Here is a 12,800-nt window from a genome sequence, read left to right on the forward strand (position 1 = left end):
AAATAATTAGGAGTGCGAAAGGTATTCTGATAGAGAATTTTCTTGTTATTGCGGTCAATATTGGCCGTAGAATCGGAGAGAATCTCGACAATTACATCTGGATATTTACCCTGTTCTCCCCAAACCACCCAACTTTTGCGGGGACGCTTTTCGGTATCTAAAACCACAAAAAAATCGGGACCACAGAAATCGCGCTTTTTTAGTTGTTCCTCGTTGTAGTAGATGGTTAGATTTCCCGAAGCGTAGTAATCACTCCTCTCGCGCCATAATAATTCTAGACAACTAAGGAGAATGATGATCTGTTGCAGGTGTAGATCACTTTCCAATGGTGGTTCATCACTCCATAAATCTGTGGGGGGACAGGTAACTTCTGGGATAATGTCTAGGGCTGTCATGACTTTTTCCCGGTATTTTAGGATTGATTAATTATAGCTTTTTACCACAATTGCAGAGATAGGGCGGGGTGGGATTTTAGCCAATAACTTAAGTAGGTAGGCGTTAAAAATTATCAGACACCCCCCTTATCAAGGGGGATCCCCCCGCCTTCGGCTTCCCCCCTTATCAAGGGGGGCTAGGGGGGATCGAACCTAAAATCCATTTTTAATTTAATTATAACCAGCTACTTAATCCTACACCTTGACCGATCGCCTTCGGCACTTTATCCTAGCGCCATCGCCAAATATGTTAAAACTTCTATACAATGGCCCCCAATAAGCCCGATAACAACGATGACTGAAACCCTAATTCAACCCACAACCCTAGTAGAACTCTTACGTTACCGCGCCACGGCACAACCAGAGGGCCATGCCTACACTTTTCTTATCGATGGTAAAAAAGAAACCCCACCTTTAACCTACAGTGAACTCGATCGCCAAGCAAGAGCAATCGCCGCCTATTTGCAAAAATACCAGGCCCAAGGGGAACGCGCCCTATTACTCTATCCTCAAAGTTTAGAAGTAGTGGCCGCTTTTTGTGGTTGTCTCTACGCGGGAGTGATTGCCATTCCCGTCCCCCCACCGGAATCGGGACGACTTAAGCGCACTTTGCCCCGTTTACGGGCAATTGTCAAGGATGCTAATGCCACCTTTGCCCTAGTTACCGAAAGTATTCTGACTCTTATTGAAGGTGTTAAGGAAGAATTTCCAGAATTCGACCAAATGAAGTGGATTACTACCGAAAGCATTGATATTTCCCTGGCGGACCAATGGCAAGATCCCCAGGTGGATAAATCGGCGCTTGCTTATCTGCAATATACCTCCGGTTCGACTAATATCCCCAAAGGAGTGATGCTAAGTCATTTTAATCTGATGCACCATTGCGGTTACTTGCAAAAAGCTTGTGGTTACGAACCGGATAGCGTTACCCTAACTTGGATGCCCTATTTTCACGATTACGGGTTAGTCGAAGGTATCACCGTCCCCCTCTACAACGGTACACCCTGCTATCTCATGTCTCCCTTTGCTTTTATTAAGCGTCCGATGCAGTGGTTAAAAAATATTACTAAGTACAAAGTTACTCATAGTCAGGCCCCCAACTTCGCCTATGATCTTTGTACTCGCAGGATTAAAGCTGCCGATTTAGCGGAATTAGACCTGAGCAGTTGGCAGGCCGCGGGAAATGCCGCCGAACCGATTAATCCGAAGGTCATGGCCAAATTTGTCGATACTTTTGCAGATTACGGCTTTTCTTGGCAAACTTTCGCCCCTGCCTACGGATTAGCTGAATATACCCTCTTGATTTCCAATAAACCCAAGGGAACCACCCCAATTATCACCGCTTTGGATGCAACCGCCTACGAACGCGGTAAAATTGTCCCTGTAGGCTCCGATCGAACCACTGGAGTTAGATACGTCCCCAGTTGTGGTCGTCGCGTCTGTGATACCCGTATAGCTATGGTTAATCCCGATACTTTCACCCTTTGTGCAGCCGATGAAGTGGGCGAAATTTGGGCCAGTGACCCCAGTATGGCCGCTGGATATTGGCAACGGGAAGACGCAACCAAAGAGACTTTTCAAGCTTATCTTACTGATACAGGAGAAGGACCGTTTTTACGCACCGGAGATTTAGGTTTTCTTCTCGATGGGGAATTACATATCACGGGACGGATTAAGGATTTAATTATTGTCCGTGGCAGTAATCATTATCCCCAAGATTTAGAATGGTCAGTACAGCATCTTAATGAGGTTTTTCGTCCCGATTATGGTGCGGCTTTTTCCATTGAAGATAATGGGGAAGAACAGTTAGTTATTGTCCAGGAATTAGAACGTCGCAGCGGCGAATTAGATACGGCCAAATTAATCGCCGATATCCGTCAAGAAATCGCCGAAGAACACGAAATTATGACCCATGCGATTGTTCTGGCTAAATCGGGAACAATTCTCAAAACTGCCAGTGGCAAAATTCAACGCCGCGCTATTAAACAGAATTTTCTCAATGGCAATATTAGTATTATCGATGCTTGGTCAGAAAATCCTCAGTTAGTTAGTAAATTCGATCGCTCTAATTCTGAAACAGAAGCATAGTTTTTCGGGTGGGCATTGCTCACCCGATCGAGGATAAATAATCGTGTTAGGATTAGGTTAAGGATTAAAGTTAGGGAGAAAGTGATGTTAACTCAACTGATGGTCAAGCCCTCTTCCTGGATTGAAAAAGGAATTAAGCTATCGCCAGTAAGGGAAAATTATCTTTTTAAATTCACCGAGGAATTGCAGTGTCGATTGGAGGAACTACGGGAACTAGAAAAAAATTCCCAACTTAATTCTCAAGAAACCGCAGAATTGGCCGGTATTTTAGAGTTAAACGAGATTTTCACGCTGTTAAATGCGCGAATAGTTGCTGAATCTAAATGATTAGTATCACCACTCGATTACAAGTCCGAGCAAGAGCCAACTATCTGTGTGAATACTGTCATTCTCCAGAAGAAATTAGTGCCGCACTATTTGAAGTAGATCACATTCAGCCCAAATCTTTAGGAGGCAAAGATGAATTGGCAAACTTAGCTTTAGCTTGCCAAAGATGTAACAGATATCGCTACAATTTTATCAAGGCAATTGATCCGAAAACAGAACAAGAGGTAGAAATATTCAATCCGCGCCAACAGCATTGGCAAGAACATTTTATCTGGACACCAGATGCTTTAAAAATAGTGGGACTCACTCCCATCGCTAGGGCAACTATTGAACGTTTGGACTTAAATGATGACAATCATAATGAAGGTTTTATCGTTAAAGTTCGTCGATTATGGATCCGGGGAGGTTGGCATCCACCCAGCACCGATAAAAAACAGGAATAATAGCTTATTTTTATCTAGGTAAATGAGCTTCAATTAAGTTTTTTTCCAGAACGTAGGTTGGGTTGAAGCATGAAACCCAACACCCGCATAGGTTACGCTACCGCTAACCAATCCTACAAATAATTGTGCCTCCCTACTTATCGGATGTATGAGTAAACAGGATAAATTATTGATTAAAATTCTTTTAGGTAATTCTGATGCTAACATTCCCTTCGAGCAACTTTGTCAACTACTGAGGAAATTAGGATTTGATCAACGAATAGGAGGAAGTCATCATATTTTTACCAAAGAAGGAGTTGAAGAAATTTTAAATCTGCAACCCAAACAAGGAAAAGCCAAAGTCTATCAAGTTAAGCAAATTCGTAGTCTGATTTTAAAATATAAGTTAGGATATCAAGATGAAAATTCGTTATGAACTGATTATTTACTGGAGTAATGAGGATCAACTATTTATCGTTGAAGTTCCAGAACTTGCAGGATGTATGGCTGATGGAGAAACTTATCAAGAAGCTGTGCAAAATGCTGAAATCATTATTCAACAATGGATTGAAACAGCACAGGAATTAGGCCGAGAAATTCCTGAACCTAAAGGACGTTTATTATTTGCTTGAACAAGCACAGGAATATGTAATACTAAATCCAGTTATGAAAAACTGATTATTTATTCCCCCTTTTGCATGAGTGTCTCTGCTGATATGTAGCTTATACTCAACGGATTTATTATGATTGGTACTCAACAGGAATTATCTAGATTTCCAAAATATTTAAATTATCAGGACTCCAGGAATATAATACTAAATCCCCAATTTTTTTGAACAGAAAAAGTAAGGGCGAAGCATTCGGATAGGAAATCTACGGTTTCAGCGATAGGTTATCGCCCGAATGCTTCGCCCCTACGGGACCCTTGACTTGTGGGGAAAGGTAGAAATTAATAGGCAAATAATCCCGATATTAATAAAGACATCAGCCAGATTAAAAACAGGAAAATTAATCAATCTAAAATCGAGAAAATCCACCACATAACCAAACAAAAAGCGATCGATGCCATTGCCGAAAGCCCCTGCTAAAATAAAACCGTAGGCTAATTGTTCCCAACGGCTTAAATGCGGTCCAAAGTAAGCAAAAGCCATTAATCCCAAACTAACTAATAAGGATAGCCATTTTAGCCAACCAACACCGCCCCGAAAAACACTAAAAGCCGCCCCGGTATTAATCACATGGGTGAAATGAAAAACCCCCGGAATAATCGGGAAAGTATCACCAATTTGCTCAAAACTCTGCACGGTTATATACTTAGTTACTTGGTCTAAAATTAGACCAATCACCGCCACTATCCAAAACCAGCGATTCTTTTTTAACATTGGCTGTGGCATCAATAAAATAATAATTTACGGAAGAAAAAGGCAATAATTACCACCACACAAATTACTACTAACTGCCCTAAAAATGGCCAGACTGAATAATTCATAAATAGGGTGGGCAAACTATCGGGAAAGGTGATTTGACTGGCTTGGGGCTGAAAAATCGACAATCCCAGCATATATAATAAACCGCACAGATGAATAACTAACAAACCGGCAAAAGCACTTAAAGCCAGGGTTTCTATCTTGGCGCGCCAGCGAAAAGCCAGCCAACCACACAGCCAGGCCCCCGGCATAAAGCCTAAAATATAGCCAAAACTGGCTTCTTTCAGATAACCCATTCCCCCACCCTGGGCAAACACGGGCAACCAAGTTAAACCGAGAAAAATATAGGCCACCTGGGCAAGAAGCCCGGCATTTTTGCCCCCCAGACAGCCCGTTAACAATACTGCCCCAATTTGGTAAGTTATGCCCAGTTTTTGCGAAGATAGACCCGTAGCCGACCAACTAGCCAGACTTACTGGAACAAATGTACTAAAAATTGTCAGCAACAAACCAATCAAAGCCCAGAGTAACTCATTGGGAACCGATACGGAAGTGCGCCGCGGCGGAGATTCTCGTCCTCGACGTGATTTAGGTTGCCTGTTGGGGTTGGTATTCACCGGGGATGGGGGCTTCTCCTCCTATTAAACTAAGATCAGCCAACATCGCCTGATCCTGTTGGGGGGGTTGTCCTAGAGTGGTCAAATAATGTCCAATCAGCATAGCATTAATTCCCGATTTTAGCCCCAGATTTTGCAATTCTCCCATGACTGCCTCTCGTCCCCCGGCATAACGGAGGATTTGTTGAGGTAAGATAAACCGGAAAATAGCGATCGCTTTTAGGGCAGTAAAGGGGTCTAGTTTGGGTAAATGACCTAGAGGGGTGCCACTTCTGGGGTTTAATAGGTTAATCGGCACTGATTCCACTTCTAATTCCGCCAGAGAAAAAGCTAAATCGATACGATCGGTCCAACTTTCGCCCATACCGATAATTCCGCCCGTACAAGCCTGAATTCCCGCCGCTTTCAGGTTTTTAACCGTTTCTACCCGATCCTGCCAACTGTGGGTGGAGACCACGTTAGGATAAAAATTCTCGGAAGCCTCCAGATTGTGATTATAACGGGTAACTCCGGCTTCTTTTAAGGCTTGCGCTTGGGCAAGGGTTAACTCTCCGAGGGCGCAACAGGGTTTAATCTTGGCCGTTTCGATGATTTCTTGAACTGTGGCCAGTATTTCCTCGAATTCCTTGTATTTGGGGCTATTATACTTTAATCCCCGGCCTTGACTAACTAAACAGAAGCGTTTGGCCCCCGCGTCGGCTGCTGCTTTCGCATGGCTGACAATTTCCTCGCGACTTTTTAAACCGTAGATAGGCGAATCTTGTCCGGGATGGTGGACGGATTGGGAACAAAAACTGCAATTTTCCGAACAACTTCCCGATTTTATGTTGATAATGCTACATAAATCCACCGTATTACCACAACAGGCCTGACGAATGCGATCGGCAGCCTCACATAAGCTGAAAATATTTTCCTGACCTTCGATCGCAGTTAAAGCTAGGGCCTCTTGCTGACTGAGTCGATCGCCGGCGATAATCTGATTAGCCCTAGTCTGTAACCAGTTTTTTAAGGCTTCTCCCTCCACGGGGATAGATTGAGTAGCGGTGTGTGTAGAGACTTGTACCACGTCGTTTATGCTCTGACTAAGTTAGGCTCATCTTATCATTATTCAGTTACCGAGGAAAGATTAATCAAAAAATTTAGAAAAAAATACCCTTTTGTGCTAGACTACCCGCAAAAGTTATCTTGTCTCCGATTTTATGAAAGTTATTCCCACGGAAATTCCTGATGTTTTAATCATTGAACCGCAAGTTTACGGAGACGATCGAGGTTTTTTCTTGGAGAGTTTTAATCAGAAAGATTTTCGAGAAAAAACTGGGGTTAATACCACTTTTGTCCAGGATAATCACTCTATGTCCTTAAAAAATGTCCTGCGAGGATTACACTATCAAATCCCCAATCCCCAGGGTAAACTGGTGCGAGTAGTGAACGGTAGTGTTTTTGATGTGGCAGTGGATGCGCGTAAAAGTTCCCCCACTTTTGGGCAATGGGTAGGCTGTGTTTTAAGTGCGGAAAATAAACGTATTTTCTGGGTCCCGGAAGGTTTTGCCCATGGTTTTCTAGTCCTCTCCGATCGAGCCGAATTTCTCTACAAAACCACTAATTATTATTATCCCCAATACGAAAAAACCATTTTATGGAATGATGCCGATTTAGGGATTGACTGGCCTCTAGAGACTCCGCCGATTCTCTCCCTTAAAGACCAAGCTGGACAACCCTTTAAATCCGTGGAAGTTTTCCCCTAAAGACAATGAAAAAAGTTTTACTAATTGGTGCTAAAGGTCAAGTGGGACAAGAGTTACAAGTAACTTTACCATTCTTGGGCGAAGTTATTAGTATCGGTCGAGAAGAACTAGATTTAACTAACTCGGAAAAAATCGGCCAGTTAATTAGGGAAATTCACCCCGATTATCTGGTTAATGCCGCCGCTTATACGGCAGTGGATAAAGCCGAAACCGAGCCAGAATTAGCCTATTCTATCAATGCTACAGCCCCGAAAATCATGGCGGAATCTGCCGAGAAAATTCAAGCTAAATTTCTCCATATTTCCACCGATTATGTGTTTGATGGTCGAAAAAATACCCCCTATCTAGAAACCGATCTAACTAATCCTTTAGGGGTTTATGGACAATCAAAGTTAAGGGGAGAAGAGGAGATTAAAACTGTTAATTCTCAGGCAATTATCCTGCGTACTGCTTGGGTTTACGGCAGTTATGGCAAAAGTAATTTTGTCAAAACCATGCTGAGATTAGGCAAGGAAAGAGAGGAGTTAAAAGTAGTTGTCGATCAGGTGGGAAGTCCCACTTGGGCCAAAGATATCGCCACGGCCATTACTCAGCTTTTAATTAATGTCGATAATCCCGCAGGAATCTATAATTTTACTAATAGCGGTGTTGCCAGTTGGTTTGATTTAACTAAAGCGATTTTTGAGGAGGCAAAAATAAGCGGTATTCCCTTAAAAATTCAGAGAGTAATTCCCATTACTACTGCTGAATATCCTACCCCAGCAGTGCGTCCAGCCTATTCGGTTCTTTCCGGTCAAAAAATCTCGCAACAATTGGGTTATATTCCTCCCTATTGGCGGGATTCTCTCAAAGCTATGCTCAACCAACTATTTAATCTTTAAAACTATGAAAGCACTAATTTTATCTGGTGGTAAAGGTACGAGGTTACGTCCCCTAACCTATACTGGAGCAAAACAGTTAGTTCCCGTTGCCAATAAACCAATTTTATGGTATGGAATCGAGTCAATTGTCGCCGCAGGAATTACCGATATTGGCATTATTATCAGTCCCGAAACCGGGGAAGAAATTCGTCAGACCACGGGCAGTGGTGAACAGTTTGGGGCTAAGATAACTTATATTCGCCAAGAACAACCAGCTGGATTAGCTCACGCGGTCAAAACTGCCCAATCTTTCCTAGCAGATTCCCCCTTTATTATGTACTTGGGTGATAACCTAATTGAGGATGATTTATCGCCCTTTTTAGACTCTTTCCAAAAACAGTCCCTTGATGCTTTAATTCTCCTGCGAAAAGTGTCTAATCCTAGTGCTTTTGGGGTGGCAAAAGTAGATGAAACTGGCAAAGTTTTATACTTAGTCGAAAAACCCAAAGACCCCCCCTCAAATTTAGCTTTGGTAGGGATTTATTTTTTTGCCCCCACCATTCATCAAGCGATCGCATCTATTCAACCTTCGGGCCGGGGTGAGTTAGAAATTACCGATGCTATCCAAGAATTAATCAATCAAAATAAAGCAGTAGAAGCCAATAAACTACTGGGTTGGTGGTTAGATACGGGTAAAAAAGATGATTTATTAGAAGCAAATCGGATTATCCTTGATACCAGTCTAGAAATCGCTTTGCAGGGAGAAATTGATGCTAATAGTCAGGTGATCGGACGGGTACAAATTGGTCAGGGTAGTAAAATTATTAATAGTACCATTCGCGGTCCTGTCATTATTGGAGAAAATTGTCACATTGAGAATTGTTTTATCGGTCCCTATAGTAGTGTGGCTAATGGAGTAAAATTAATCGATGCCGACATAGAACACAGTGTTATTCTCAAAGATGCCAGGATTATTGGCATTCATCAGCGCATAGTTGATAGTGTGATCGGACGACGGGCAAAATTAGAAATTGCCCCCCAACGTCCAAAAGCTTTACGCTTTATGATCGGGGATGATTCCCATGTAGAATTAGTGTAGTTAATGGGGATTAACTACCCCTTTAATTAGGGTTTGCGGCAAAAAGTTTTTCCTGGGTGTAGGGTGTAGGATTTTACCGATTTTCAGAGGTTCAATTACCTAATTTTCAGGGAAAAAGTACCTGAATTTTCCCCCCAATCACTCCAATCGCTGGCACTTTTTGAGGGGAAAAAAGTCTAAAAGCCTTATCCAACAAGGTTTTTAGATTTATTCAGCCAACCCTAACTATGTTACAATCAAGAGTCTGACCTATTTTACCGTTCTAGAACTATGACGCAACAGTATCGCATTACCCTACTACCCGGCGATGGCATCGGGCCGGAAATCCTCGCTGTCACCGTAGAGATACTGAAAGTCATCGGTAAAAAATTTGACCTCCAGTTTGACTTCCAAACCGCTTTAATTGGAGGGGCAGCCATTGATGAAACCGGCAGTCCCCTCCCCGAAGCAACCCTGAGCGCCTGTAAAAATAGTGATGCTGTTCTCCTGGCCGCTATCGGGGGTTATAAATGGGATAATTTGCCCCGGCAGCAAAGGCCAGAAACGGGATTATTAGGCTTAAGATCTGGCTTAGGTCTTTTTGCTAATTTGCGTCCTGCCACCATTTTTCCGCAATTAATCGACGCTTCTAGTCTCAAACGGGAGATTATCGAGGGAGTGGATATCATGGTCGTCCGGGAATTGACCGGGGGTGTCTATTTCGGTCAACCGAAGGGGATTTTTGAGACAGAAACGGGAGAAAAATGCGGTGTAAATACCATGGTTTACTTGGAATCGGAGGTGGACCGCATCGCTAAGGTAGCCTTTGAAATTGCCCAAAAACGCGGCAATAAACTCTGTTCCGTCGATAAAGCTAATGTTCTCGATGTTTCCCAACTCTGGCGCGACCGGATGACGAAAATGGCCGCTAATTATCCCGATGTGGAACTTTCCCATCTCTACGTCGATAACGCAGCCATGCAGTTAGTCCGGGCCCCCAAGCAATTTGATACTATCGTCACGGGCAATTTATTCGGTGATATTCTCTCCGATGAAGCGGCCATGTTAACCGGTAGTATCGGAATGTTACCCTCCGCTAGTTTAGGGACTGCTGGGGTGGGAGTTTTTGAACCCGTCCACGGTTCGGCCCCAGATATCGCCGGCCAAGATAAAGCCAATCCGATCGCCCAGATTCTCAGCGCTGCTATGATGTTAAAATATGGGCTAAATCAGCCTTTAGCGGCAGCATCGCTGGAAAAAGCCGTAGAAAAAGTCTTAGAGTTCGGTTATCGTACCGGAGATATTTTCTCGGAAGGTATGACCTTAGTGGGATGCCAAGCTATGGGCCAGGCCATCCTAAAAGTTTTAGAATCCTAACAAAAGTGGCATAATCGGAAATCGTCATATACCATTGATTTAATAAATATGTCAATTTAATCGTGGGGAGACGAGTGATATGGTAGCCCTATCCGAGAAAACCGAACAACAACGTGTCGATATGGAAATCCCAATTTTGTTAGATCCTACTGTCTTACGGGCGGCCAGACGCATTTATCGCATCTACTGTACCCTCAATAGCAGAGTTAGTAAACGTCCTTTTGGTGTCGCTATTAACCGCAACAATCATCGGGGCCAATTAATTTTTAACAATAAACCGATTCTTCTCCCCGGGGAATGTTTCGTCCCGATTAAGCAAATCGAATCGGAAGCCTATTAATTTTTGTGAAGATTTGCCCTGAATATCTTGCCAAACGTCAGCTAATACCCACTGGCGTAGTTTTTTTGTCTAATATAGAAGGATGTTCGGGAATAATCTTAACTCTAGCCTAATCCAAGACCTCGATCGCCTAGAAAATCGTCTTCAGGAAATTCCCCTCGAACCGGGGGTGTACTTCCTGCGCGACCAAAATGGCGAAATTCTCTACATCGGTAAATCCAAAAAACTCCGGTCTAGAGTCCGTTCCTATTTTCGTCCCAGTCAACCCCTCAGTCCCCGCATTGCTTTGATGGTACGACAGGTGACAGAAATTGAATTTATCGTCACCGACACGGAAGCAGAATCCTTGGCCCTGGAAGCTAATCTAATTAAACAACATCAGCCCCATTTTAATACTCTCCTCAAGGACGATAAAAAATATCCATACATTTGTATTACTTGGTCGGAAACCTACCCGCGCATTTTTATCACCCGCAAACGTAGGATAAATAACCAAAAAGACCGTTATTATGGTCCCTACGTCGATACTAGGCTGCTGCGGCACACTTTACACCTAATTAAACGCACTTTTCCCCTGCGTCAACGTCCCCAACCTCTTTTTAAAGACCGTCCCTGTTTAAATTATGATATCGGTCGTTGTCCGGGGGTTTGTCAAAAATTAATCAGTCCCCAAGATTATCGAGAAACCTTGCAGAAAGTAGCGATGATTTTTCAGGGAAGGACGGGGGAATTATTAGACAAATTAGCGACAAAGATGCTCGCAGCGTCGGAAAACCTAGATTTTGAACAAGCGGCCACGATTAGGGATCAAATTCGCGGATTACAGGCCCTTAATACCGATCAAAAAGTCTCTTTACCTGATGATACCGTATCCCGGGACGCGATCGCTTTAGCTAAAGACGAGCAGCATTGTTGCATACAATTATTCCAAGTGCGTTCTGGTCGTTTGGTGGCACGTTTGGGATTTTTTGCCGATAGTCAGTCAGCAAACGAGGGAGAAATCCTGCAAAAAGTCCTAGAAGAACATTATTTATCGGTGGAAGGGGTGGAAATTCCCAGCGAAATCCTGTTACCCTGCGAATTACCGGAAGGTGAGGTGTTAGCGGGGTGGTTAAGGGAAAAAAAAGGTCGCAAAGTCGAGTTAACTGTCCCCCAACGGCAAAGTAAAGCGGATTTATTAGCTATGGTCGAGAAAAACGCTCTTTATGAGTTAGAAAAGACGAAAAGAAGCGCCGACCGGGATTTACAGTCTTTGCAGGATTTAGCGGTAATTCTCGATTTACCGGCACTACCCCACCGCATCGAGGGTTATGATATTTCTCATATTCAGGGTTCTAATGCAGTCGCGTCGGGAGTGGTGTTTATCGATGGGGTGGCCGCTAATCAACATTATCGTCACTATAAAATCAAAAATCCCGAGGTTAAAATCGGCCATTCCGATGATTTTGCCAGTTTAGCAGAGGTAATTCGCCGGCGTTTCCGTCGTTATGCCGAAAATCCCGATAATATTGCCGAAAGTGATGATTTTCCCGATTTGGTCATGATTGATGGGGGAAAAGGACAATTATCGGCAGTGGTGACAGTTTTAGGGGAGATGAATTTATTAGAACAGGTAAAAGTTGTTAGTTTAGCTAAACAGAGAGAGGAGATTTTTTTACCAGGAGAATCCTCTCCTTTAGAGACAGATAAGGAACAACCCGGAGTGCAATTATTGCGTCGAGTCAGGGATGAAGCGCACCGCTTTGCTGTTAGCTTTCACCGACAACAAAGGATGCAAAAAAGTCGCCGTTCCCGTTTGGATGAGATACCGGGGTTAGGTTTTAAGCGACAAAAAGAGTTATTAGCTCATTTTCATTCTCTGGATTATATTCGCGAAGCTTCCCTAGAACAATTGCAACAGGTGACAGGAATTGGGGAACAATTAGCTAAGGAAATTTATAATTATTTTCATCCTAGGTAGGTAGGCGTTAAAAGTTGTCAGACACCCCCCTTATCAAGCTATCCATTAGTCACATCTTTCTTAACATAAAATTTGACAAAAAGAGAAAAGTGTGCAAGATGGCTCAAGGGGGTTCTATGGGGGGA

The 12,800-nt window shown here is 43.2% G+C and carries 15 protein-coding genes; 11 read left to right on the forward strand and 4 right to left on the reverse strand.

Going from position 1 to position 12,800, the window contains the following annotated elements:
- The coding region (locus IM477_RS17520) for a Uma2 family endonuclease (protein WP_287732835.1) at positions 1-395 on the reverse strand (395 nt) is incomplete at its 3' end.
- A gap of 333 nt (positions 396-728) precedes the next feature.
- Between IM477_RS17520 and IM477_RS17525 the strand changes: the two genes are divergently transcribed.
- The 5 genes from IM477_RS17525 to IM477_RS17545 all read left to right on the forward strand — a co-directional run bounded on the left by IM477_RS17525 (position 729) and on the right by IM477_RS17545 (position 3,903).
- Positions 729-2,522, forward strand: coding sequence for a fatty acyl-AMP ligase (locus IM477_RS17525; protein ID WP_287732836.1), 1,794 nt, complete (start codon positions 729-731; stop codon positions 2,520-2,522).
- 84 nt (positions 2,523-2,606) lie between these two features.
- Positions 2,607-2,849 carry a hypothetical protein gene (locus tag IM477_RS17530; RefSeq protein ID WP_002767156.1) on the forward strand — a complete coding sequence of 81 codons (243 nt, stop codon included), beginning with the start codon at positions 2,607-2,609 and terminating at the stop codon, positions 2,847-2,849.
- Entirely contained in the window at positions 2,846-3,292 is a 447-nt protein-coding gene (locus tag IM477_RS17535) for an HNH endonuclease (RefSeq protein ID WP_002797431.1), read from the forward strand. The genes IM477_RS17530 and IM477_RS17535 overlap by 4 nt, the downstream gene beginning before the upstream one ends.
- 148 nt (positions 3,293-3,440) lie before the next feature.
- Complete coding sequence (locus tag IM477_RS17540; RefSeq protein WP_002797432.1) at positions 3,441-3,707, forward strand: type II toxin-antitoxin system HicA family toxin; 267 nt, start codon at positions 3,441-3,443, stop codon at positions 3,705-3,707.
- Positions 3,691-3,903: a type II toxin-antitoxin system HicB family antitoxin gene (locus IM477_RS17545; protein ID WP_002776225.1), complete on the forward strand. Its 213-nt coding sequence runs from the start codon at positions 3,691-3,693 to the stop codon at positions 3,901-3,903. The genes IM477_RS17540 and IM477_RS17545 overlap by 17 nt, the downstream gene beginning before the upstream one ends.
- Before the next feature lie 282 nt (positions 3,904-4,185).
- Here the strand turns inward: IM477_RS17545 and lspA are convergent, their stop codons facing one another.
- From lspA to bioB, 3 genes are read right to left on the reverse strand one after another with little or no spacing between them, the layout of a single operon-like run.
- Positions 4,186-4,653 carry a signal peptidase II gene (gene lspA, locus IM477_RS17550; protein WP_287732844.1) on the reverse strand — a complete coding sequence of 156 codons (468 nt, stop codon included), beginning with the start codon at positions 4,651-4,653 and terminating at the stop codon, positions 4,186-4,188.
- 11 nt (positions 4,654-4,664) lie between these two features.
- On the reverse strand, positions 4,665-5,315 hold the full coding sequence (locus IM477_RS17555) for a biotin transporter BioY (protein ID WP_287732837.1): 651 nt from the start codon (positions 5,313-5,315) through the stop codon (positions 4,665-4,667).
- Entirely contained in the window at positions 5,287-6,381 is a 1,095-nt protein-coding gene (gene bioB, locus IM477_RS17560; RefSeq protein ID WP_287732838.1) for a biotin synthase BioB, read from the reverse strand. Before bioB ends, IM477_RS17555 begins: the two co-directional genes overlap by 29 nt.
- A 133-nt stretch (positions 6,382-6,514) precedes the next feature.
- On the opposite strand from bioB, the gene rfbC reads away from it, so the two are divergent.
- The 6 genes from rfbC (at position 6,515) to uvrC (ending at position 12,675) form a co-directional block, all read left to right on the forward strand.
- On the forward strand, positions 6,515-7,060 hold the full coding sequence (gene rfbC, locus IM477_RS17565) for a dTDP-4-dehydrorhamnose 3,5-epimerase (protein ID WP_287732839.1): 546 nt from the start codon (positions 6,515-6,517) through the stop codon (positions 7,058-7,060).
- 5 nt (positions 7,061-7,065) lie between these two features.
- Positions 7,066-7,941: a dTDP-4-dehydrorhamnose reductase gene (gene rfbD / locus IM477_RS17570; protein ID WP_287732840.1), complete on the forward strand. Its 876-nt coding sequence runs from the start codon at positions 7,066-7,068 to the stop codon at positions 7,939-7,941.
- Positions 7,942-7,945: 4 nt separating this feature from the next.
- Entirely contained in the window at positions 7,946-9,019 is a 1,074-nt protein-coding gene (locus IM477_RS17575) for a glucose-1-phosphate thymidylyltransferase (RefSeq protein WP_287732841.1), read from the forward strand.
- Between the two features lie 270 nt (positions 9,020-9,289).
- Complete coding sequence (gene leuB / locus IM477_RS17580; protein ID WP_287732842.1) at positions 9,290-10,375, forward strand: 3-isopropylmalate dehydrogenase; 1,086 nt, start codon at positions 9,290-9,292, stop codon at positions 10,373-10,375.
- Positions 10,376-10,454: 79 nt separating this feature from the next.
- A complete protein-coding gene (locus IM477_RS17585) occupies positions 10,455-10,715 on the forward strand; it encodes a hypothetical protein (RefSeq protein WP_002797442.1) in 261 nt (86 codons plus the stop codon).
- An 82-nt stretch (positions 10,716-10,797) separates the two neighbouring features.
- On the forward strand, positions 10,798-12,675 hold the full coding sequence (gene uvrC / locus IM477_RS17590) for an excinuclease ABC subunit UvrC (RefSeq protein ID WP_287732843.1): 1,878 nt from the start codon (positions 10,798-10,800) through the stop codon (positions 12,673-12,675).
- Positions 12,676-12,800 lie beyond the last annotated feature (125 nt).

The sequence above is a fragment of the Microcystis sp. M090S1 genome (assembly GCF_020246295.1).
Lineage (GTDB): Bacteria > Cyanobacteriota > Cyanobacteriia > Cyanobacteriales > Microcystaceae > Microcystis > Microcystis aeruginosa.